The sequence below is a fragment of the Streptomyces sp. NPDC093149 genome (assembly GCF_044754145.1).
Taxonomy (GTDB): Bacteria; Actinomycetota; Actinomycetes; order Streptomycetales; family Streptomycetaceae; genus Streptomyces.
Map to the genome: position 1 here is coordinate 83,775 of NZ_JBIVON010000011.1, position 22,448 is coordinate 106,222.

A 22,448-nucleotide genomic window follows, 5' to 3' on the forward strand; every position below is an offset into this window, starting at 1 on the left:
GAATGCCCTGGCCCATTGCCGCCCATACGGAGGTTGCGCGCAATGGAACAGGAAATCGGGTTGCCTCCGGCATACCCATGGGCGCACATACTTCCATGGTTCGTGTACCGACGGTAATCCTACGATCACCAGCCCGACGAGAGCGCCGACAGAAACGCCACCATTCGCCACCCCTTCGGATGAACGCCACCACCACCCGGCGCGATTCACTTGACACACGACGATCGCCAGTCGTTGCAGTGATGCACCTCAGAGCGCGCACCCGGCGTCGCACGCCCCTGAGTGCGCCGGGCGCACCACGGATCGACAGAGACTCCGGAGCGTCACATCTCGGCTCCACGTCGTAACCACCGGCAAGTCGGACCCGTTGGAGGGGGCATGGGCTTCACGATCGGCGGCATCCGCGAGATGCGCACCGGCTCACGGCGCCGCGGCCGTGCGGCCGAGTGCATGGCATTGGCCGAGTACACGGGGCTGTGGGGCTGGGCCGTCGTGCCGGGGACGCGGGCCGCCTCCGGCCGCTGCTCGTGCGGGGAGCGGACGTGTCCCTCCCCCGGCGCCCATCCGCTGGACTTCGCGACCGAGGTCCCCGCAGGCGCGACGCTCGACGCGGCGACGGCGGCCTGGGCCCGGGTTCCGGGCGCCTCGATGCTGCTGCCGGTGGGCCGCACCTTCGACATCCTCGACGTCGCCGAAGCGGCCGGCCGCCGGGCCCTGGTCCGGATGGAGCGGATGGGGCTGCCGCTCGGCCCGGTCGCGGTGACACCGTCCGGACGGGCACGGTTCTTCGTGGCCCCGGGGGCCGCCGCCGAACTCCCGCAGCTGCTGTACCGGATGGGCTGGGACGACGCGGGGCTCGATCTGCGGGCGCTGGGGCCCGGCTGTCACATCACCGCCCCGCCGTCCGACGAGGGCGGCCTCGGCCCGGTCCGGTGGCTGCGCCCGCCGGTGCTGGACACGGCGGCCGCGCCGCCGCAGGCACGGCTGCTGCTGGGCACGCTGGCGTACAGCTGCCATCGCGCACCTCTCCGCGGCTGAACCACTCCTCCGCGCAGGAGGCTCTCGCCGACGGACGCCATCGCTCTGCGGACCGCCCCCGGAACCGACAGGCGCTCCCGGGAACGGCCGCCCCCTGAAACGGAAGAGCCCGGCCGCAGCTGCCTCATGCGGTCGGGCTCCTCGTGTGCGCGGCGTCAGTCCCCGATCAGGGCGTCCACGAACGCCCCCGGCTCGAACGGAGCCAGGTCGTCCGGCCCCTCACCGAGACCGACCAGCTTCACCGGTACGCCCAGCTCGCGCTGGACGGCGACGACGATGCCGCCCTTGGCGGTGCCGTCCAGCTTGGTGAGCACGATGCCGGTGATGTCGACGACCTCGGCGAACACCCGGGCCTGCACGAGGCCGTTCTGCCCGGTCGTGGCGTCGAGGACGAGCAGGATCTCGTCCAGCGGCCCGTGCTTCTCGACGACCCGCTTGACCTTGCCGAGCTCGTCCATCAGCCCGGTCTTGGTGTGCAGGCGCCCGGCGGTGTCGATGAGGACGACATCCGCGCCCTCGGCGATGCCCTCCTTCACCGCGTCGAAGGCGATCGACGCGGGGTCGCCGCCCTCGGGACCGCGCACGGTGCGGGCACCGACGCGCTCGCCCCAGGTCTGCAGCTGGTCGGCGGCGGCGGCCCGGAAGGTGTCGGCGGCGCCGAGCACGACACTGCGGCCGTCGGCGACGAGCACCCGGGCCAGCTTGCCGGTGGTGGTGGTCTTGCCGGTTCCGTTGACGCCGACGACCATCACGACGCCGGGGGTGTCGACACCGCTCTCCGTCTTGACCTCACGGTCGAAGTCCGTGCCCAGCAGGGTGAGGAGCTCCTCACGGAGCAGCGTGCGCAGCCCTTCGGGCGTACGCGTGCCGAGGACACGGACGCGTTCGCGGAGCCGCTCCACCAGTTCCTGGGTGGGCGCGACGCCCACATCGGCGGTGAGGAGCGTGTCCTCGATCTCCTCCCACGTCTCCTCGTCGAGGTTGTCGCGGGACAGGAGCGTGAGCAGCCCCTTGCCGAGGGAGTTCTGCGAGCGGGCGAGCCGGGCACGCAGCCGTACCAGTCGGCCGGCCGTGGGCTCGGGGACTTCGAGGGCGGGGGCGGCGGGCGCCTCCGGCTCGACGGCCTCGGGGACCTCCTCGGCGGGAGCCTCGGCCGAGGGGGGGCCGACCTCCTCGATGGTGCGGCGCGGTTCCTCGCGCGGCGTCTCGGCCTCCTCGCCGACATGAGGTTCGGCGGGAGGAGTGATGGTCGGCGTGCTCGACGGCGCCGGGGGCAGCTGCTTCTTCTTGCGGCCGCTGACCACGAGCCCGCTGATCACGCCGACCGCGACCAGGGCGATGACTACAGCAAGGATGACGAATTCCATAACCCACCCAGTATCAGTCACGACCGCCCGCACGGACCGCCCCGAAGGACCACCCTCACATCCACTCCAACCGTTATGCACCTTTTGGCGGTAAAGGTACGACCCTGTCCGTGGAGACCTGCGGCCTGGAGCCCGCCCCCGACAGCGAGCGCACCGGCCGGATCCGGCCCCTCTTCGCCACCCGGTGCGAATCCGGCCGTGCTGCTGCTCACCACGGGCGCGGGGCTCACGCCTTCCTGGTGCCGGGGCTCGGGATGCGGGCCGATGGGCGCCGTGATGGCGGTCACCACGCCGGGGCCGGCCGTCACCCACGACCCGGTCGTTCATCGGGGCGCTGCCGCCCGGCCGGCTCGCGGCCCCTTATCCGCTGATGGCCGTCATCGGCATGGTGTTGATCAATGCGATGTCGCTGTATTCGGGCGGTTTTCCCACGCAGACGCCGGGATTCAGGATCCCCGGGGCGTGGGCGGTCGGGGTGAACGGCGGCATCAGTCCGTCACCGGGCGCGCCGCCGATGACGACGGCGGCGGGTTTCCCGAATTCCTTCGTCTCCTTTCCGACGCTGCTCGCGGTGACGTTCTCGGCGTGGATCGGGGCCTTCGGCACGGATCGGCCGAGGCGGCGCGGATACGATCCGGCGGCGCTCCTGGACACCACACCGTCCGGCGCCTACTGGTACACGGGGGAGCTTCGCCGTCGCGGCCGTGACCGCGTGGACCGCGGGCCGCGTGGCGGGGCCGCTCCTCACCGGTGTGCAGTGGTTCTCCGGCCCGTTCGCCGGCTCCCGGATCGGGCGCCGGGGACCGGGCCGGGCGACCGCGGTCGTCGCCTTTGCCGCGCGTGCGCGATCCTGCCGCGCCCCGCCGCACAGGGAGCGGGAGCGAACCCGGGGGCGACGCATCCCTACACTTCTGACGCTGCGTCAGCTAGTGTCCCGGCTCGCCGAGCCCGCCCGACGAAGGGGACAAGCGTCATGGCTTTCACCGTGGTCCGGTTCAATCTCGTCGATCCCGACGCCACCCGCGAGTCGCTCTCGGCCCGCTACCGGGCCGCGCTGGAGATGGCCGCGTACGCCGACGAGCACGGCGTCGACACGGTACAGACCGAGGAGCACCACGGCGTCGCCGACTCCTGGCTCCCCTCCCCCTTCGTCTTCGCGGGCTCGGTCTTCGGCGCCACCCGCCGGATCGCGGTCACCGTCTCGGCGATCATCGGCCCGCTGCACGACCCGCTGCGGCTCGCCGAGGACATCGCGGTCCTGGACCTGCTGAGCACGGGCCGGCTGGTCACCGTGGCGGGGATCGGCTACCGGCCGGAGGAGTACGAACAGGCGGGCGTCGAATGGGGCCGGCGCGGCAGGCTCCAGGACGAGCTGCTGGAGACCCTGCTGCAGGCGTGGACCGGGGAGCCCTTCCCGTACCGGGGCCGTACGGTCCGGATCACTCCGCGCCCGTACACCCGGCCGCATCCGCTGCTGCTGGTGGGCGGCAGTTCGCGGGCCGCGGCGCGGCGGGCGGCCCGGTTCGGGCTGCCGTTCTTCCCGAGCGCGCATCTGCCGGAGCTGGAGGCGTACTACCACGAGCAGCGTGCACGGTTCGGGACGGACGGCTTCTGCATGATGCCGGCCGCCCGGACACCGCTGCTGCATGTGTCCGAGGACCCGGACCGGACGTGGGCGGAGTACGGCAAGCATTTCCTCCACGAGGCGCGCACGTACGCCTCCTGGCAGTCCAAGGACATCCGCTCGGCCGTGCGTTCGGCGGCGACGACGGTGACGGAGTTGCGGGACGAAGGGGTCTACCGGGTCGTCACACCGGACGAGTGCGCCGCCGCCTCCGAGGACGCGGAGAACCTGGTGCTGCATCCGCTGTGCGGCGGGATGCCGGTCGAGGAGGGGTGGCGCAGTCTGCGGCTGTTCTGCGGCGCGGTCGCGCGCTGACCGCGCCCCGCCCGGAACCGCCCCGGCTCCGCGGGTGCGGGCCGGGGCGATCCGTGGACGAGGAGAGGGACAGCGGGGATCAGCCCATCTCCTCCAACGCCTTGCCCTTGGTCTCCTTCACGAACTTGAGCACGAAGGGGATCGAGAGCGTGGCGAAGCATGCGTAGATGATGTACGTGCCCGACAGGTTCCAGTCGGACAGGCTCGGGAAGCTCGCGGTGATGGCCCAGTTGGCGATCCACTGCGCGGACGCGGCGACACCGAGCGCCGCGGCGCGGATCCTGTTCGGGAACATCTCACCGAGGAAGACCCAGACCACCACACCCCACGACAGGGCGAAGAAGAGCACGAACACATGGGCCGCGACCAGTGCCACGACTCCGTGGGTGTGGGGCAGCTTGCCGTCGACCAGGTGGGCCGAGAAGGCCCAGGCCTCGAAGGCGAGGGCGATGGCCATACCGGTCGAGCCGACCAGCGCGAGCGGCTTGCGGCCCACCCGGTCCACCAGAACCATGGCGACCACGGTGCCGATGATGTTGATGATCGACGTGGTGAACGAGTAGAAGAACGAGGCCGACGGGTCGATACCGACGGACTGCCAGAGCGTCGCCGAGTAGTAGAACGCCACATTGATGCCGACGAGTTGCTGGAAGACCGAGAGACCGATGCCGACCCAGACGATCGGCAGGAAGCCGACGCGTCCGCCGAGCAGGTCCGTGAACGTGGACTTGTGCTCGCGGCGCATGGCGGTCTCGATCTCGGCCACCCGGGCGTCGAGGTCGACGGACGTGCCCTCGACCTCCGCCAGGATCTGCCGGGCGCGGTCCTTCCTGCCGACCGAGATCAGGAACCGCGGCGACTCGGGGATCGCCAGCGACAGCAGCCCGTACAGGACGGCGGGGACGACCATCACGCCGAGCATCCACTGCCAGGCCTCGATGCCGCCGATCCTGCCGCGCTGATCGCCGCCGGCGAGCTGCAGGATGCCGTAGTTGACCAGCTGGGAGATGGCGATGCCGACGACGATCGCGGCCTGCTGGAAGGAGCCGAGGCGACCGCGGTAGGCGGGCGGCGAGACCTCGGCGATGTACGCCGGGCCGATCACCGAGGCCATGCCGATGGCGAAGCCGCCGATGATGCGCCACATCGCCAGGTCCCAGAGCGCGAACGGGAGCGCGGAACCGACGGCGCTGATGGTGAAGAGCACGGAGGCGATCTGCATGCAGCGGATGCGGCCGATGCGGTCGGCGATGCGTCCCGCCGTGGCCGCGCCGATCGCACAGCCGATCAGGGCGATGGCGATGACCTGGGCGAGCGTTCCCGAACCGATCTCGTACCGGCTGCGGATGGCCTCGACGGCGCCGTTGATCACGGAGCTGTCGTAGCCGAACAGGAAGCCGCCCATCGCCGCGGCCGCCGTGATGAAGATGACATGGCCGAGGTGGTCCGGATGGGCCGCTCGGGCTCCGGACGCCGGTCCCTGCGAGATGCTGGTCACTTGAACTCCTGATGCCTGGCCGCGTCGTCAGGTGTGGGGGACGAGCTCTTGTGGGGCGCGAGCTCCTCCAAGTGGCGCATAACTTTCCACCTGCCACCACTTGAAGATAAAGACGACGTTGCAGAGACTATTCGTTCAAGTTTCGAAGTCAACTTCGATCATTTGCGTGATCGGCCCGACAGGAACCTGTGAGCGCATTGAAGCCTTGAAGGGCGGGATCGCTCAGCGCAGCCGCTGACTGATGACCTTGGAGACCCCGTCACCCTGCATCGAGACGCCGTACAGTGCGTCGGCGACCTCCATCGTCCGCTTCTGGTGCGTGATCACGATCAGCTGCGAGCTCTCCTGGAGCTCCTCCATGATCCGGATCAGCCGCTGCAGGTTGGTGTCGTCGAGCGCCGCCTCGACCTCGTCCATCACGTAGAACGGACTGGGGCGGGCCTTGAAGATCGAGACCAGCAACGCCACCGCCGTCAGTGAGCGTTCCCCGCCGGACAGCAGCGAGAGCCGCTTGACCTTCTTGCCGGGCGGCCGGGCCTCGACGTCCACACCGGTCGCGAGCATGTTGTCCGGGTCGGTCAGGACGAGCCGCCCCTCACCGCCCGGGAAGAGGCGCGAGAAGACGCCCTCGAACTCACGGGCCGTGTCCCGGTACGCCTCGCTGAACACCTGCTCGACCCGCTCGTCGACCTCCTTGATGACCTGTATCAGATCGGCCCGGGTCTTCTTCAGGTCTTCGAGCTGCTCGGAGAGGAACTTGTGCCGTTCCTCCAGCGCCGAGAACTCCTCGAGGGCGAGCGGATTCACCTTTCCGAGTTGCTGGTACGCCCGTTCGGCCGACTTCAGCCGCTTCTCCTGCTCGGACCTGACGAAGGGCTTCGGCTGGTTGCGCGGATGCTCCGGATCCTCCGGCAGCTCCTCGCCCTCCACCGCCGGTGACGGCGGTACGAGCTGGTCGGGGCCGTACTCGGCGGCCAGCCCGGCCGGCTCGACGCCCAGTTCCTCCAGCGCCTTCGCCTCCAGCTGCTCTATGCGCAGCCGCTTCTCGGCACCGAGCACCTCGCCGCGGTGGACGGAGTCGGTCAGCTTGTCCAGCTCGCTCTTGAGCTCGCGGCCCTGAGTACGCTCGGCCGCCAGCTCCCGCTCCCGTTCCGCCTTCGCCGCCTCGGCCGCCCCCCGCTCCTGCTCGGCCCGCACGACGGACACCTCGACATGGGCGAGCAGCTGACGGGCGCCGGACGCGACGGCCGACGCCACCGCCGCCTCGTGCCGCAGCCGGGCGCGGCGCCGCTCGGCACGGGCGCGGGCCTCCCGTTCGGCCCGGGCGCCCCGGTCGAGGGCTTCCGCACGGCCCGCGAGCCCCTTGACCCTCTCCTCGTGAGTACGTACCTGGAGGCGGGCCTCCATCTCGGTCTGGCGGGCGTTGGCACCGTCGGCGGCGAGCCGGTCGCGCACGGAGGTGTCCGGTTCCTCCTCGACCGGCATCTCCTCGGCGACCAGCAGCCGCTCGGCCAGTTCCTCGGCTTCCTCCGTCGCCCGCTCCAGCGCCTCCTGGGCCCGGGCGGCCGACGCGGTCATCCGCTCCGCCTCGCCTGCGGCGCCACGGGCCTGCCCGGCGAGCCGCCCGAGCTGCTGGGCCACCCCGGACTTCTCCCGCTCGGCGGCCCGGCGCCGCTCCCCCAGCTCCTCGACCAGTCCGGCACTCGCCCTGCGCCGCTCCGTCGCGAGGCGCTGTTCCTCGGCCGACTCCGCGCACCGCACCGCCAGTTCCTCCAGCTGGAGGGCGGCTTCGTCGACCGAGGCCTGCACTTCGAGGAGGCTCGGCGCACCGGCGGAACCGCCGTGCGCGAAGTGCGCCGAGAGGACGTCCCCCTCGGCGGTCACAGCCGTCAGCTCCGGGCGCGCGGCAACGAGGTCCTCGGCATCCTCCAAGGTGCCGACGACCACCATGTCCCGCACCAGCCTCCGTACGGCGTCAACCAGTTCGACGGGCCCACGGACGAGGTCGGCCACGGCGGGCGGACCTCCGGCGGTCGCTCCGGCCACCGCGATGCGCGAGGAGCGGGCAGGTGCGTGGAGACCGTCCGCCCGGCCGTGCGTCTGCCCCGGGAGGTGCACAGCAGACGCATCAGCGCCACCGGCACCACCGGTCTCAACAGCACCACCAGCACCCGAATCCACACCAGTGACAACAGCATCAGAGGCCCCACCTTGATCGGGGACGCCGGCGCGCACCCCGCCCAGCAGCATCGCCGCCCGGCCCGCGTCCTGTTTGCGCAGCAGCCGGATCGCCTCCGCGGCCGTGGCCGGATCCGTCACCGCGACCGCGTCCGCCGCCGCGCCCAGGGCCGCCGCCACCGCCACCTCGTGCCCCGGCGCCACCGTCAGGAGTTCGGCGGCCGGGCCGAGCAGGCCCGCCAGGTGGTCCTGCGCGCCGAGCAGCACGCCCGTGCCGTCCTTGCGGCGCAGGCCGAGGGCCAGTGCGTCATGGCGGGCCGCGATCGCCGCCCGCTTCCGTTCGGCGGCGGTCGCTGATTCCCGCGCCGCGGAGAGCGCCGCATCCGCCTTTGCGAGTTCCCGCTTGGCGGCCTCGTGCCGCTCACCCAGCTCCGCGTCGTCCGCGTCCAACCCATCGACCTCGGCCTTGAGCTGTTCGTACTCCTCCTGTGCGGCGACCGCCCGCTCCTGTGCCTCGTCACGGGAGGCAGCCAGCCGGTCGATCTCCGCCTGCGCCGAACCGGCCCGGCTGCGGGCCGCGTTGACCTGCCCGTTCAGCCGGGCCAGTCCTTCGCGTCGGTCTGCGATGGCCCGCGCGGCGTCCTTGAGCCTGCGCTCCTCGGCCGCCAACTCCCGTTCCAGGTCGGCACGGTGGGCGGCCGTGTCCTCCAGCGCGTGTTCCGCCGCCTCCAGCGCGGCCTCCAGCTCCGCCTCCTGCTCACGGATGCGGGCCGCCTCCCGCTCCATCTCCTCCGGATCACGGCCGCGCCGTTCCTCCTCCGGTGCCGCCCCGGCGCTCTTGACCCGGGCGTCGGCCAGCGAGATCGTGCCGCGCACCCGCTCGGCCAGCTGGGACAGCTCGTACCAGGTCTGCTGGGCCCGCTGGAGCCGCGGTGCCAGCCGCCGTACCTCGTCCTCCAGCTCCGCCTCGCGCGCCAGGGCCGCCCTGAGCTCCGCCTCCGCGGCCTCCCTGCGCTGCTTGAGCGCCGCTTCGTCGGCGATCTCGCTGCGCAACGCGGTGTGCAGTCGCACCAGGTCGTCGGCGAGCAGTCGCAGCCTGGCGTCGCGCAGATCGGCCTGGATGACTGCGGCCCGGCGTGCCACGGCCGCCTGCCGGCCCAGCGGTTTCAGCTGGCGTCGCAGCTCGTCGGTCAGGTCCTGGACGCGGGCCAGATTGGCTCCCATCGCGTCCAGTTTCCGCAGCGCCTTCTCTTTCCGCTTGCGGTGCTTGAGCACGCCCGCGGCTTCCTCGATGAATGCGCGCCGCCCCATCGGATCGGCGTGGAGAACGGAGTCCAGCTGCCCCTGCCCGACGACGACATGCATCTCCCGGCCGATACCGGAATCCGAGAGGAGTTCCTGGATGTCCAGGAGTCGGCAGGTGTCGCCATTGATCTGGTATTCGCTGCCACCGTTGCGGAACATGATCCGAGTGATCGTCACTTCGGCGTACTCGATGGGCAGCGCTCCATCGGAATTGTCGATGGTCAGCGAAACCTCGGCCCGCCCGAGCGGCGGCCGCCCGGTGGTGCCGGCGAAGATGACGTCTTCCATCTTGCCGCCGCGCAGTGATTTGGCACCCTGTTCCCCCATGACCCAGGAGAGCGCGTCCACCACATTGGACTTGCCCGATCCGTTGGGACCGACGACGCACGTGATACCGGGTTCGAACCGCAGCGTCGTGGCGGAGGCGAACGATTTGAAACCGCGCAGGGTCAGGGCCTTGAGGTGCACGCCGCCGGACTCTACCTTTCACTCTCGGTTTCGCTGATGAAGGTGCAGGGCACATCAGACGGTAACGGCCTGGTGCGCGATGGAGAGTGGATCAAGGCCGTAGGAGAAGGGGTCCGCGTCCGGGGCGGGGCCGCACAGGTCCGAAGGGAAAGAAAGAAGGGACGCCGGAGCGCCCCTTTAAATCTTGTGCGGTGTTGCGTGTGCGGTGTACTGGTGCAGCGGCACATGACGGATCAAGGACATGTCACGAAGGTGACAGATCAAGAGCAGTGATCTTCAATGATCCGGCGACGATCCGGGTGATGATCTCGGACGGCTGACGCGGGGCAGCCCGACCGGCCCTGTGGCCATCGGTCAGGTCAGCGCCGGCTCCGCCTGAGGTACGTCGATGTCGATGCTGTCGAGCAGCGACTCTTGGTGCTGGGCGGCGGCGTTGAGCGCGTCGTTCTCGTCCTGAATCCGCACAAGCTCGGATTCGAGATCCTGGACACGCTGCTGGAGCCGTCGCATCTCGGCGAGGAGTCGCGGGTCGGAACCGCCGACGTAACCGAGAAGCGCCTTTGCCATGATGGATGGTCCTCCACACTGAGTGACCGACCGATGCGGTGTGGGTCGTGAGGGATTCGCACCCGCGGTGCTCGGCAGTGCTCTGTATTCACTGCTGTTCTGCTGCCAAACAGCTCTGCCGAACAGCTAAGGTGCGCGGGGATTTCAGCGTCTCACCAAAAAGTTTGACGGTCAACACGATCACACCCCGTAGAGACGGGCAGCCCTGGGGCGCGCGGCTTCACAATCATGCGGCGCGACTCTCCTGCGGGGCCCTGAAGGGCGTGGAGATCATCCTTACTGCCGCAGCCTGGCACGCCAACCGAATCTTGGCAACCACCCGGTCATTTCGCAGGTCATTTCATGTGTACGCAGATGAGCACCCCGCCCCGTCACCGCGCGCCGCCCCTCGAACACCGTCCGAACACGGCGCTCGCGTCGGACCCGTTTCGGGCTCGGATCAGCGGATCGCGAAACCCTCGTAACCGCCGCGCGGCGTGTCCCAGATCTCAGTGACTCCGTCAACGCGCCCGGGTGTGTCGTCCGAGCGCAGCCACTCCAGCAGACGGTGGCAATTCTCACGCCGGCCCTCGGCGACGACCTGCACCCTGCCGTCGTCGAGATTGAGGGCGAACCCGGTGAGACCACCGATCTCCAGGGCGTTTGCCCTGGTGAACCAGCGGAACCCGACTTGCTGCACACGGCCGCGCACCCAGGCGGTGAGTCGTACGTCTTCGTTCATGCCCGAACGCTAACCGGCCAATTGCTCTTGGAGCACCTTGCTCCTTTAGCCCATGGCGTACAGTCCCGTCGCAATAACCTCACCCGATCGGGTGAGGCATGTTGACGCCGAGAGCGGCGTACAGATCGTCGGAAGGGCTCAGCAGATGGGACGTCATCGACGCTCCGCAGCAGCTCCCGCCGCTCAGGACCCCGCGACGGGGGACACCGGTCGGCACCGGGGCAAGCACCACGGGAAGCGGTCCGGAACATCTGTTCGTACGGGGCTGGTCGGCGTCTCCGCCGCCCTTGCCGTAGGAGCCGCGGCGGTCGCCTCCGGTCTGCTGCCCGGCGGCGACACCTACACGAACGGCGGCTCGGCCGCCGACCGGGTGCGCACCGAGGGGGCTCCGGATCTGCTGGGCCAGGGCGGCTCGTCCACCGCGCCCGCCGACCGCTCCACCGCGTCGGCCGAGGCAGGCCGCGGTGCCGGACGTACCGATGGGCCGACGAGTGCGCAGTCCCGGGCGGGCTCCCCGTCGTCCGGTTCCCCGTCGAAGACGTCCCGGCCGAAGGAACGGGCGAACCCGTCCCCGTCGACCTCGGCGCCGAGAGCCGGCGCGGCGGAAGCCGGGAAGAGCGCCGCCCCGGCCGCTTCCGAGGCCTCGTCGGCCGCTCCGGAGACCACCGCACCCTCGGCTCCGGCCGCCCGCAGGTCCACGGCGTCGGCCACGGCCGACTCCGCCCAGGCCGCCGTGCTCGCCCTGGTCAACCAGGAGCGCGCGAAGGTCGGCTGCAGTCCGGTGACGGCCGACTCCGCACTGACCTCGCTCGCCCAGAACTTCAGCGACGACATGGCCGCCCGCGGCTTCTTCGACCACACCGACCCGGACGGCCGGACCCCCTGGGACCGCGCGTCGAAGGCCGGTGTGCAGGGGCTCGGGGGCGAGAACATCGCCCGGGGCCAGGCCGACGCACGGGCCGTGATGGACTCCTGGATGAACAGCTCCGGTCACCGGGCGAACATTCTCAACTGCGACTACAAGACGCTCGGCGTCGGCGTGCACTACGGTGCGGGCGGCCCCTGGTGGACGCAGGACTTCGGCTTCTGAGCCGCAGCAGATACTCACCGGAAGAAAGCGCGACCCGGTGGTGAGCGCTGTGCGGGCGTAAGCTCGTGCACATGGACGAGAACTCCCGTTCGGACGCGCTCGCATTCGATGTGTTCTCCCGGCAGTGCCCCTCGCGCGGCACGCTGGAACATGTCACCGGGCGGTGGGGCAGCCTGACGCTGGGAGCGCTGTACGAGAGCGGCTTCCGCTTCAACGAGCTGCGCCGCCGGGTCGACGGGGTGAGCGAGAAGATGCTCTCGCAGACGCTCCACGCCCTGGAGCGGGACGGTCTGGTGCACCGCGAGGCCCAGCCGACCAATCCCCCACGCGTCGACTACGAGCTGACTCCCCTGGGCCGACAGGTCGCCGAGCGGCTGCTCGGGCTGATCCAACTCGTCGAGGGCCGGATGCCCGAGGTGCTGCGGGCCCGTGACCGCTACGACGAGGCCCACCCGGGACCGGAGGGCCGGGGCTGAGGGCCGTCCCGTGACGGCCTGGTGCACGACGACAGCCACGGCGCCTCGCCGCGTTGTGGGAACGTCCGCAAGCATCGGGTGTGCGGACGTCCCTCCGCCGTGCGATCCACAGCACCGGCCCCGCTCGCCGATCCGGCCCGATCCGAACGAAGGACCTCACGGCTGGGCCGTCAGGACCTGGCGCGGGTCAGTTCGCACCTCCCGTCCGCGCAAGGCCGACGCAGCCGCCCGGCCGAGACGCTCTCCACGAGGCCGATCGCCCAGCACATCGGACATCCGCGCAGCGCGACCAGGCCGACCGGGGCGAGCAGCAGGCTCGCCGGGCCGACGACCGGCAACAGGGCGAGTGACCCGGCGAGCGCGCCGAACCCGACGGCTCCGCGGGCCAGATGGCGCGGGACGGTGTCGCCGGCGAAGCCGCCGCGCGCCGACGCGTCAAAGGCGGCGACGCCGGGTGCGGAACCGGGCCCGGCGGTGCGGGTCGCGGTGGTCGGGTCAGGTGTCATCGTCGGTTCCCCTCGTTGCGGCCGGTTCGTCGCGCAGCGCCTCGCGTACCGCCGAACGGGCCCGGTGCAGGCGGGACTTCATCGCGGCGGTGCTCAGCCCGAGCCGGTCCGCGACGGTGCGGCCGGGCAGGCTTTGGATGTCCCGCATGACCAGCACCTGCCGCTGGTCGTCGGGCAGGGCGGCGACGGCGGCCGCGACGCGTTCGGCCTCCAGGCGCAGCAGGACGTCCTCCTCGGCGGACCGCGCGGTGCCGCCGAACGCGTCGACCCGGTCGGCCGTGCCGAGCCGGCCGGGCTCTTCGGCCGGTTCGTGGTGGAGCAGGGTGCGGGTGCGGCGCAGGCACTCGTTGCGGACGATCCGGAACATCCACGACGCCAGCGCCCCGGAAGCGCGCAGCATGCCGATCTTGCGGTAGAGGATGATCAGCGCTTCCTGGGCGGCGTCCTCGGCGTCCTGCGGTGTGGCGCACAGCGTGCGCGCGAACCGCTGCACGTGCGGGTAGGAGCCGTACACCAGCGCGGTGAGCGCCTCGACGTCACCGCGTTGCGCGGCGGCGACCAGGGTCGCGCCGGGCCAGCTGCGGTCAGCCACGCTGACGCCTCCGGCGGCGCAGCAGCGTGACGGTGCACGCGCACAGCAGCAGCGCGGCGGCCGCGACGGCGATGACGACGGTGGTCATGGGGTCCTCCCGGTGGGATGCGGCGGACGCGGTCGTCCGCACGCCTATGAGAGGCGTGGCGGGCCCAGAAGGATTCACCCCTGGCCGCGGGTCCGGTCTGTCATCGCACCTCGGCCCGTACGAACCGCAGCCGCGGCCGAGCCCGGTGGTGTCCCGCCGGGCGACGGTCCGGCCGGGGGACCTCAGTCCTTGCGACCGGTCACGGCGACGGTCAGACCGAGGCCGATCATCGTGAACCCACCGACCCCGCCGATCAGGGCAAGACGCCGCGGTGAGCGGGCGAACCAGCTTCGCGTGGTGGCCGCGACCAACCCCCACACGCTGTCGGAGGCCACCGCGATGACATTGAAGACCAGACCGAGCAACAGCATTTGAACTGTGACGTGCCCCTGATCACGGTCGACGAACTGGGGCAGTACGGCGGCGAAGAACACGATGGTCTTGGGATTGGCCACGCCGACCGCGAACCCCTCCCACAACGTGCGCAGACTGCCGTGCGCGGGACCATCACCGGTGAACGCGGCATGCAACGACCCGCGCTGCCGCACCGCCTTGACACCGAGATACACCAGGTACGCGGCGCCCAGGAGCTTCAGCGCCGTGAAGACCAGGACCGAGCGCTCGACCACGGCCCCGACTCCGAGCGCCACGGCCACGACGAGTACGTAGGCTCCGAGTGTGTTCCCCGCGACCGTGGTCAGCGCGGCCCGGCGCCCCTGTGCCAGTGCCCGCCCGATCACGAACAGCACGCTGGGGCCGGGAACCACGATCAGCAGGAACGACATGGCCGCGAAGGCCGGCAGTCGGTCGGTGGGCACCATGGCACTCATGTAACACGGGGGCCGGGCATGCCTGCAGCCATTTTCGTGGAACGGCCCCGCGCCGATCGAAGAGACCCACCCGCGACTTACGGCCCGGTGCACGACAGGGAGCCCGCTCGCCGTCGTGCACCAGGCCGTTACGCCGTCGGACGCCGGGCTGTCCGGCGACGACTCGCCGGACAGCCCTCAGGAAGCCGTGCGCGGCGGACGCTGGCAGCGCGGGCAGAAGTAGCTGGAGCGGTTCATCCACGCCCTGCGCCGCATCGGCGTACCGCAGCGGTGGCAGGGCTCGCCCTCGCGTCCGTAGGCGTCGAGCGAGCGGTCGAAGTAACCGGACTCGCCGTTCACATTGACGTAGAGGCTGTCGAAGCTGGTGCCGCCCTGGTCGAGCGCCGCGCTCATCACGTCACGGACATGCCCCAGCAACTCCGCGGACCTGGGGCGGGTGAGGGTGGCGGTCGGCCGGTCGTAGTGCAGCTTGGTGCGCCACAGCGCCTCGTCCGCGTAGATGTTGCCGACTCCGCTGATCAGCGACTGGTCGAGCAGAGCGCGCTTGATCGTCGTCCGGCGCAACCGCAGGGCCGTCTGGAACGCCGCGTCGTCGAATGCCGGGTCCAGGGGATCGCGGGCGATGTGCGCGATGGTGTCGGGCAGCCCGTCCGTGCTGTCGGCCGCGCACTCGTGGAGCGAGAGCCCGCCGAAGGTCCGCTGGTCGACGAAGCGCAGCTCGGTACCGAGGTCGTCGTCGAAGCGGATCCGGATGCGCAGGTGCTTCTCGTCGGGGGCGTCCTGCGGCTGTACGAGCAGTTGTCCGCTCATGCCGAGGTGGCCGAGCAACGAGCTGGACGCGTCGTCCAGCGGTATCCAGAGGTACTTCCCGCGGCGCATGGCCGTTCCGAAGCGGGCACCGCCGAGCCGGGCCGCGAAATCCACTCCGCCCGCGGGATGGCGGCGGACCGCACGCGGGTGCAGCACCTCGACCTCGCCGACCGTGCGGCCGGTGACCCAGCGCGCGAGACCCCGTCGTACGACCTCGACCTCGGGCAGCTCGGGCACGGTGTCGCTCCTGGAGAAGTACGAGAAGTGAACGGGGAGATGAAAAGCATATCCGGGCAGGAAAAACCCCTCGGTGCGCAGGGCGCCGAGGGGGTTCTCGGGTCAGGCCGGAGCGACGTCCGTGGACGGCGAGGGGTCGGCAGGGGTGTCGGCGGCCCCTCCGTCGGCAGCGGCCTTCGCCGCGGCCTCCCGTGCTTCCGCGGCGGCGCTGATCTCGCGCCAGGCGGACTCCGCCGCCTGCTGCTCCGCTTCCTTCTTGCTACGGCCGGTGCCGGTGCCGTACGAGACACCACCGACGCGAGCAGCAGCAGTAAAGGTCTTCTCGTGGTCCGGGCCGGTCTCCGTGACGAGGTACTCGGGGACGCCGAGGCTCTCGCTCGCGGTGAGTTCCTGGAGGCTGGTCTTCCAGTCCAGGCCGGCGCCGAGGTTGGAGGACCTGTCGATCAGCGGGTCGAAGAGCCGGTGGACCAGCTCCGAGGCCGCGCTGAGACCCTGGTCGAGATAGACCGCGCCGATCACCGCTTCGAGGGTGTCGGCGAGGATGGACGCCTTGTCCCTGCCGCCCGTGCCCTCTTCACCGCGGCCGAGCCGGATGAAGGAGCCGAGTTCGAGGCCGCGGCCCACTTCCGCCAGCGCACGCGAGTTGACCACCGCGGCCCGCAATTTGGCCAGCTGGCCTTCGGGCAGGTCGGGGTGGGTGCGGTACAGCGTGTCCGTGACCACCAGGCCGAGCACCGAATCCCCGAGGAATTCGAGACGCTCGTTGGTGGGCAGACCGCCGTTCTCGTACGCGTAGGAGCGATGGGTCAGCGCACGCACCAGAAGGGCGGACTCGAGGTGATACCCGAGCCGCCCTTCCAGAAGCGTGTGGGACGAGGCTGTGTTGACGTTGTCTGCCTGCTTCTTGGCGTTGGACAACTCAGACATCGGGCCTCTCACCAGCCGCTCAGACTTCGAGGACCTGGCGCTTGTTGTACGTGCCGCAGCTGGGGCACGCGATGTGCTGCAGCTTCGGCTCCTGGCAACGCTCGCACGAAACCAGGGTGGGGACCGCAGCCTTCCACTGCGACCGGCGGTGGCGCGTGTTGCTGCGCGACATCTTCCGCTTCGGAACAGCCACGGCTACTTCTCCTGCTTCTCGTCGACGCCCGCTTCGGCGCCGCCCATGTTGTCCTTCTCGCCGTCCTGAACGGTGTCGGCGAGTCCTTGCAGTGCCGCCCAACGAATGTCGACGGCATCGTGGTGGTGACCGGGGTTCTCGTCCAGCCTGATTCCGCATTCGGAACACAGGCCGGCACAGGACTCCCGGCACACCGGCTGCATCGGCAGTGCGAGCACCACCGCATCGCGCAGCACTGGTTCGAGGTCGAACAGGCCGTCCTCGATGAAGAGCCTGTCCTCGTCGTCCTCGGCGTCGTCGGCCGGTTCCGCCTTGCTGCTGCGGCCACGGTCATCGGCGTCAGGGTACGAGAACATCTCCTGGAAGTCCGCCGCGACCTCTTGGTGCAGCGGCTCCAGACACCTTACGCACTCCCCTTCGGCCGACGCACGGGCGGTGCCTGTGACGAGCACCCCTTCCATGACGGATTCGAGGCGCAGGTCCAGCTCCACGGGCGCGCCTTCCGGCACACCGATGACCCCGTCGATGCCGAGGGCCGGCGAACCGGGTGCGTCCACCGTGCGGGTGAGCCGCTGGAGGGCACCGGGACGCCGACCCAGCTCGTGCGTGTCGAACACGAGGGGGTTTCGGTGGTCGAGGTGGCCGTTCAGGGCTTTTCCTGCTTTCGAAATCATGTGCGTCACGCAGCGTGGGGAGGGCTGACCGGATTCGGATTCGAATCGGGCAGCAGAGATCGCGGTCATACGCGCGACCGAAGAGCCAGGATACTGGACGCGCCGCTCAGCTCCCAATCCGGTCCGCCGGTCCCCCGCACGGCCCGGACCGCCGTGGCGACCGGACCGCCGCGGGGTCCGGTCAGCGCTCCTGCTCGTAGCGGCGGAGCTGTTCCAGATCGATCATGCTGGTGTCGAACAGGCTGGTCTCGTCGAGGGCGCTCTCACCCTGCGGCTGAAGCGTCTGCTGGGGGTGCACGGGCTGCTGCTGCCAGCCGTCGTAGTTCTGGGCCGGCGGCTGGACCTGGCCCTGGTCGTAGCCCTGCTGCTGGTAGGCGGCGTACGGGTCCGGCTGCTGCTGGTACTGGTAGACGTCCTGCTGCGGCTGCTCCTGGTACCCGTACGTCTCCGCGTAGCTCGGCTGGGCCTGGGCCGGGAAGTGCGGCTGGACCTGCTGGTGCGCGGTCTGCGGCTGCGGGGTGGCGAGCTCGGCGAGGCCGGCCCAGTGGTCCTCGTCGCTCATGTGCCCCTGGTTGCCCGCCGCGTCCTGGGCGGCCATGTGCGCGCCGAGTTCGTCGGTGGCGACCCGGCCGAGCAGCTTCTCCCGGCCACGGCCGACCGCCTCCAGGGTCTTGGCGAGCACGGCCTCGAAGGCACCGAGCTTGGTGTCCACGTACTCGTCCGCACGGCGCTGGAGCGTGGCCGGGTCGGTGCTGCGCTCGGGGGCCTCGGCGAAGTCCGGGTCCTCGTACCCCTGCTCGTCGAAGGCCTGGCCGCGGCCGAGGAGCTTCTCGCGGCCCCGGTCGACGGAGCCGATGGTCTTGGTGAGGACGACCTCGAAGTTGGCGAGCTTGCTGTCGACGTACTCGTCGGCCTCGGCGCGGACCTCCGCGGCCTCCCGGCGGGCCTCGTCGAGGATGCGGTCGGCCTCGCTGCGCGACTGCATGGCGACCTCGGTCCCGGCGATCAGCGAGGTGCGTTCGGCGTGCGCGGCCTCGATGATCCGTTCGGCCTCCTGACGGGCCTGCTCGGCCAGCTGCTCGTGCCCGCCGATGAGCTCCTGGGCCTGGGCGAGCGAGCCGGGCAGGGCCTCACGCACCTCTTCGAGCATCGCGAGCAGCTCGGCGCGGTTGACCACGCACGAAGCCGACATGGGCATGGACCGGGCGCTGCCGACCGCCTCGACGATCTCGTCGAGCTTCTTCTGCACGTCCACCGTGTGCTCGCCACTCTCTACAGCCGATTGGAGACGGACGGGACGACTGTACGGCCAGTCGGCGCCCGCCCGACACCTGGTGACGGACAGTCAGTGCTTCAGCGCCCGGCGAGACGCTCGGTGAGGGCCTGGTGGACCACGGGGGGAAGCAGGTGGGAGACGTCTCCGCCCCAGGTGGCGACCTCCTTGACCAGGGAGGACGACAGGAAGCTGTAGATGGGATTGGTCGGCACGAAGAGCGTTTCGACGCCGGAGAGGCCGTTGTTCATCTGGGCCATCTGCAGCTCGTAGTCGAAGTCGCTGACGGCCCGCAGGCCCTTCACGATCGCCGGGATGTCGCGCTGCTTGCAGAAGTCGACCAGGAGCCCGTGGAAGGACTCGACCTGGACGTTGCCGAAGTCCGCGGTCACCCGACGGATCAGATCGATCCGCTCGTCGACCGTGAACAGACCCTTCTTGGACTGGTTGATCATCACCGCGACGTGCACGACGTCGTACAGCTTCGAGGCACGGCCAATGATGTCGAGGTGTCCATTGGTGATGGGGTCGAATGACCCCGGACAGACGGCGCGGCGCAACTTGGTTCCCTCGCTCTCCGGTCCGGTCATCGTGCGTCTTCGCACGTAGAGGCGGCGCGACCGTACCAAAGCGTTCCCTCGCCGTAGCGACGGGCCCGCAGTGGCTCGAATCCCTTGGGCCAGTTGAATTCTCCGCCTCGGGTGCTCCGTTCCACGGTGACGAGCGCGTCGGCCGTGAGCCACCCCTGAGCACGGAGTGTGAGCAGTATCTCCCCAAGATCGCCGTCGGTCACGGCGTACGGCGGGTCCAGGAACACGACGTCGTACGGCTCGGCGGGCGCCGGCCCGGTCACGATCTGTTCCGCCCTGCCGGTACGGACCTCGGCGCCGGGCAGGCCGAGCGTGCGGACGTTGTCCCGGACGACGCGGACGGCCTTGGAGTCGGCCTCGACGAGGAGGGCGTGGACCGCGCCGCGGGAGAGCGCCTCCAGGCCGACGGCGCCCGAGCCCGCGTAGAGATCCGCGACTCGGGTGCCGTGGAGGCTGCCCAGGAACGCCTCCCAGGTGGAGAAGAGTCCCTCGCGCGCACGGTCGGAGGTGGGGCGGGTGCCGGTGCCGGGCGGGACGGCCAGGCGGCGTCCGCCGGCCGAGCCGGCGATCACGCGGGTCATGGGTGTCTGGTCCTCGGTTCGTGGGTGGCCCACAGGGTGCTGCGGCGCCGTGGCACCCACGATATGGCGTCGTGGCGGATCGGGCCCGCGCGCCCGTCGCCCCCTGCCGGGCCTGTCAGCCCTTGTCGAGGTACTGCTCGCGCTCCTTGTCGAGCAGCGCGTCCAGCGCGATCCGCAGCTCGGGCAGACGCTCCAGCTCCGGGTCGGCCGCGACTGTCGCCACGGCCTCCTCGCGGGCGGCGGCGATGACCTCCTCGTCGTCGATGACGGTGAGCATCCGCAGCGAGGAGCGGACGCCGGACTGGGCCTGGCCCAGGACATCGCCCTCGCGCCGCTGTTCGAGGTCGATCCGGGACAGCTCGAAGCCGTCGAGCGTGGCGGCGACGGCGGAGAGCCGGGCACGGGCGGGACTGGCCTCATGGGCCTCGCTGACCAGCAGACAGAGCCCGGGGGCCGAGCCACGGCCGACCCGGCCGCGCAGCTGGTGCAGCTGGGAGACGCCGAACCGGTCGGCGTCCATGATCACCATGGCGGTGGCATTGGGGACGTTGACCCCGACCTCGATGACGGTGGTGGCGACGAGGACGTCGACCTGGCCCGCGGCGAAGCGGCGCATCACGTCGTCCTTGTCGTCGGGATTCATCCTGCCGTGCAGCACCTCGATGCGCAGACCGGCCAGGGGGCCCTTGGCGAGCTGTTCGGCGATCTCCAGGACGGCGAGCGGCGGGCGCTTCTCGCCGTCGTCCTCGGGGGCCTTCTTCTTCCCCTTCCCGCCGGCCGCCTCGTCCTCGGCGTCGTCGCCGATGCGGGGGCAGACCACATAGGCCTGGTGCCCGTTCTCCACCTCCTCCCGGACCCGTTCCCAGGCGCGGCTGAGGAAGTGCGGCTTGTCCTTGGCGGGGACGACATGGCTGGCGATCGGCGAACGGCCGGCCGGGAGCTGGTCCAGTACGGACGTCTCCAGGTCGCCGAAGACGGTCATGGCGACCGTACGGGGAATGGGGGTGGCGGTCATGACCAGCAGATGCGGGGGCTGGTTCCCTCTGGAACGCAGGGCGTCGCGCTGTTCCACCCCGAAGCGGTGCTGTTCGTCGACGACGACCAGGCCCAGGTCGTGAAACTGCACCTTGTCCTCGATCAGCGCGTGCGTGCCGATCACGATCCCGGCCTCGCCGGTGACGAGGTCGAGCAGCGCCTGGCGGCGGGCCGCGACCCCCATGGAGCCGGTGAGCAGCACCACCTTCGTCCCCTGTTCGGAGCCGCCCAGCATTCCCCCCTCGGCCAGCTCGCCCATCATTTCGGTGATGGACCGGTGGTGCTGCTGGGCGAGCACCTCGGTGGGCGCGAGCATGGCGGCCTGTCCGCCCGCGTCGACGACGCCGAGCATGGCGCGCAGGGCGACCAACGTCTTCCCGGAACCGACCTCGCCCTGCAGGAGCCGGTGCATCGGGTGCTCGGTCGCCAGGTCGTCGAAGATCTCCCCGGAGACCTTCCGCTGTCCTTCGGTGAGGGTGAAGGGCAGTTTGGCATCGAAGGCGTCGAGCAGCCCGTCGGGCCGGGGTCTGCGCGCCACCGCCGGGAGCTGGGTGTCCGCGTATCTGCGGCGGGCCAGCGCGACCTGGAGGACGAACGCCTCGTCCCACTTCAGCCGGTCCCTGGCCTGCGCGATGTCCGCCTTGGTCTGCGGGCGGTGGACCTTCAGCAGCGCTTCCGGGAGCGGGGTGAATCCACGGCCCTCGCGCAGACCCGGCGGCAGCGGGTCGACGGCCTCCGCGGCACTGGGCAGCACGGTGTCGACGGCCTTGGCGATCCGCCAGGAGTCCATTTGCTTGCAGGCCGGGTAGATCGGCAGCAGCCGCCCGGCGAAGGCGTCCACCGCCTCCGCGGCCTCGGCCCCGTCGATGGACTCGGCGTCCAGCAGCTGATACGTGGGGTGGGCCAGCTGCATCTTCCGGTTGAAGACGGAGACCTTGCCCGCGAACATCGCGCGCCGTCCCGGCAGCAGCTCCTTGTGCGGCTTGTGGACGCCGTGGCCGAAGAAGACCAGCTGGAGGCGGCCGTTGCCGTCGGTGAGGGTCACTTCGAGGCGCTTGCCACGGCCGTTGTTGAACATCAGGATGCGGGCGTCGGCGACCTGGGCGACCACCGTCACGTGCTCGTCCAGCGGGAGGTCGGCCAGGGCGGTGAGCCGGCCGCGCTCCTCGTACCGCCGCGGGTAGTGATGCAGCAGATCACCGACCGTGTGCAGGTCGAGATGTTCGGCCATCACCTTCGCGGTGGCTCCGCCGAGCAGCTTCTTGAGGGGTTCATCGAACGCAGACACGCGATCCATTGCACACCACACCACTGACAGATGTCCGGCGGGCACCACGCGGATCACCGGAATCCCCTGGTAGGAATCGTCGCCGCACCCCTAGGATCGGCTCCCACGCTTCCGGCTCGCGATCACCCTTCACGGGATCGCCCGACCCGCGCTGTCGCAAGTCCCCCCACCGGCGCT

General features: G+C 70.5%; 21 protein-coding genes. 4 read left to right on the forward strand and 17 right to left on the reverse strand.

Going from position 1 to position 22,448, the window contains the following annotated elements:
• Window positions 1-378 precede the first annotated feature (378 nt).
• Window positions 379-1,038 carry a bifunctional DNA primase/polymerase gene (locus ACIQCZ_RS29265; RefSeq protein ID WP_402286375.1) on the forward strand — a complete coding sequence of 220 codons (660 nt, stop codon included), beginning with the start codon at window positions 379-381 and terminating at the stop codon, window positions 1,036-1,038.
• A 155-nt stretch (window positions 1,039-1,193) separates the two neighbouring features.
• Here the strand turns inward: ACIQCZ_RS29265 and ftsY are convergent, their stop codons facing one another.
• Window positions 1,194-2,405 (reverse strand): signal recognition particle-docking protein FtsY, encoded by a 1,212-nt coding sequence (ftsY, locus tag ACIQCZ_RS29270; RefSeq protein ID WP_351074110.1) that lies wholly within the window; start codon window positions 2,403-2,405, stop codon window positions 1,194-1,196.
• Window positions 2,406-2,765: 360 nt separating this feature from the next.
• Entirely contained in the window at window positions 2,766-3,011 is a 246-nt protein-coding gene (locus tag ACIQCZ_RS29275) for a hypothetical protein (protein WP_402286378.1), read from the reverse strand.
• 367 nt (window positions 3,012-3,378) lie between these two features.
• Here ACIQCZ_RS29275 and ACIQCZ_RS29280 point away from each other — a divergent pair, with 367 nt between their 5' ends.
• Complete coding sequence (locus ACIQCZ_RS29280) at window positions 3,379-4,344, forward strand: LLM class flavin-dependent oxidoreductase (protein WP_402286380.1); 966 nt, start codon at window positions 3,379-3,381, stop codon at window positions 4,342-4,344.
• A 79-nt stretch (window positions 4,345-4,423) separates the two neighbouring features.
• Here ACIQCZ_RS29280 and ACIQCZ_RS29285 read toward each other — a convergent pair whose 3' ends face one another.
• The 4 genes from ACIQCZ_RS29285 to ACIQCZ_RS29300 all read right to left on the reverse strand — a co-directional run bounded on the left by ACIQCZ_RS29285 (window position 4,424) and on the right by ACIQCZ_RS29300 (window position 11,081).
• Window positions 4,424-5,842 carry a sugar porter family MFS transporter gene (locus ACIQCZ_RS29285; RefSeq protein ID WP_402286382.1) on the reverse strand — a complete coding sequence of 473 codons (1,419 nt, stop codon included), beginning with the start codon at window positions 5,840-5,842 and terminating at the stop codon, window positions 4,424-4,426.
• 222 nt (window positions 5,843-6,064) lie between these two features.
• Window positions 6,065-9,793, reverse strand: a complete 3,729-nt coding sequence (locus ACIQCZ_RS29290) for an AAA family ATPase (protein ID WP_402286383.1) — start codon at window positions 9,791-9,793, stop codon at window positions 6,065-6,067.
• A 354-nt stretch (window positions 9,794-10,147) separates the two neighbouring features.
• Window positions 10,148-10,360, reverse strand: coding sequence for a hypothetical protein (locus tag ACIQCZ_RS29295; RefSeq protein WP_018551753.1), 213 nt, complete (start codon window positions 10,358-10,360; stop codon window positions 10,148-10,150).
• Window positions 10,361-10,799: 439 nt separating this feature from the next.
• Window positions 10,800-11,081 carry an acylphosphatase gene (locus tag ACIQCZ_RS29300; RefSeq protein ID WP_030928628.1) on the reverse strand — a complete coding sequence of 94 codons (282 nt, stop codon included), beginning with the start codon at window positions 11,079-11,081 and terminating at the stop codon, window positions 10,800-10,802.
• A 145-nt stretch (window positions 11,082-11,226) separates the two neighbouring features.
• Between ACIQCZ_RS29300 and ACIQCZ_RS29305 the strand changes: the two genes are divergently transcribed.
• Window positions 11,227-12,171 (forward strand): CAP domain-containing protein, encoded by a 945-nt coding sequence (locus ACIQCZ_RS29305; protein WP_402286385.1) that lies wholly within the window; start codon window positions 11,227-11,229, stop codon window positions 12,169-12,171.
• A gap of 71 nt (window positions 12,172-12,242) precedes the next feature.
• Window positions 12,243-12,647, forward strand: a complete 405-nt coding sequence (locus ACIQCZ_RS29310) for a winged helix-turn-helix transcriptional regulator (protein WP_402286387.1) — start codon at window positions 12,243-12,245, stop codon at window positions 12,645-12,647.
• Between the two features lie 170 nt (window positions 12,648-12,817).
• Here ACIQCZ_RS29310 and ACIQCZ_RS29315 read toward each other — a convergent pair whose 3' ends face one another.
• The 11 genes from ACIQCZ_RS29315 to recG form a co-directional block, all read right to left on the reverse strand.
• On the reverse strand, window positions 12,818-13,153 hold the full coding sequence (locus ACIQCZ_RS29315) for a hypothetical protein (protein WP_402286389.1): 336 nt from the start codon (window positions 13,151-13,153) through the stop codon (window positions 12,818-12,820).
• A complete protein-coding gene (locus ACIQCZ_RS29320; protein ID WP_402286392.1) occupies window positions 13,143-13,745 on the reverse strand; it encodes an RNA polymerase sigma factor in 603 nt (200 codons plus the stop codon). The genes ACIQCZ_RS29315 and ACIQCZ_RS29320 overlap by 11 nt, the downstream gene beginning before the upstream one ends.
• 270 nt (window positions 13,746-14,015) lie before the next feature.
• Complete coding sequence (locus ACIQCZ_RS29325) at window positions 14,016-14,654, reverse strand: LysE family translocator (RefSeq protein ID WP_402286394.1); 639 nt, start codon at window positions 14,652-14,654, stop codon at window positions 14,016-14,018.
• 186 nt (window positions 14,655-14,840) lie between these two features.
• Window positions 14,841-15,710 carry a bifunctional DNA-formamidopyrimidine glycosylase/DNA-(apurinic or apyrimidinic site) lyase gene (gene mutM, locus ACIQCZ_RS29330; protein WP_402286396.1) on the reverse strand — a complete coding sequence of 290 codons (870 nt, stop codon included), beginning with the start codon at window positions 15,708-15,710 and terminating at the stop codon, window positions 14,841-14,843.
• A gap of 102 nt (window positions 15,711-15,812) precedes the next feature.
• Window positions 15,813-16,637 (reverse strand): ribonuclease III, encoded by an 825-nt coding sequence (gene rnc / locus ACIQCZ_RS29335; protein WP_114246886.1) that lies wholly within the window; start codon window positions 16,635-16,637, stop codon window positions 15,813-15,815.
• Between the two features lie 19 nt (window positions 16,638-16,656).
• Window positions 16,657-16,830, reverse strand: a complete 174-nt coding sequence (gene rpmF / locus ACIQCZ_RS29340; RefSeq protein ID WP_003965982.1) for a 50S ribosomal protein L32 — start codon at window positions 16,828-16,830, stop codon at window positions 16,657-16,659.
• 2 nt (window positions 16,831-16,832) lie between these two features.
• Window positions 16,833-17,504: a DUF177 domain-containing protein gene (locus ACIQCZ_RS29345; RefSeq protein ID WP_376208604.1), complete on the reverse strand. Its 672-nt coding sequence runs from the start codon at window positions 17,502-17,504 to the stop codon at window positions 16,833-16,835.
• Window positions 17,505-17,685: 181 nt separating this feature from the next.
• The gene (locus ACIQCZ_RS29350; RefSeq protein WP_402286399.1) at window positions 17,686-18,759 is read right to left on the reverse strand and encodes a cell division initiation protein; all 1,074 of its coding nucleotides are present in this window, start codon (window positions 18,757-18,759) and stop codon (window positions 17,686-17,688) included.
• Window positions 18,760-18,857: 98 nt separating this feature from the next.
• Window positions 18,858-19,337, reverse strand: coding sequence for a pantetheine-phosphate adenylyltransferase (gene coaD / locus ACIQCZ_RS29355; protein WP_402286715.1), 480 nt, complete (start codon window positions 19,335-19,337; stop codon window positions 18,858-18,860).
• Window positions 19,338-19,363: 26 nt separating this feature from the next.
• Window positions 19,364-19,948, reverse strand: coding sequence for a 16S rRNA (guanine(966)-N(2))-methyltransferase RsmD (gene rsmD / locus ACIQCZ_RS29360; protein ID WP_402286401.1), 585 nt, complete (start codon window positions 19,946-19,948; stop codon window positions 19,364-19,366).
• A gap of 115 nt (window positions 19,949-20,063) precedes the next feature.
• Window positions 20,064-22,280 (reverse strand): ATP-dependent DNA helicase RecG, encoded by a 2,217-nt coding sequence (recG, locus tag ACIQCZ_RS29365; protein WP_402286403.1) that lies wholly within the window; start codon window positions 22,278-22,280, stop codon window positions 20,064-20,066.
• Between the last annotated feature and the right edge of the window lie 168 nt (window positions 22,281-22,448).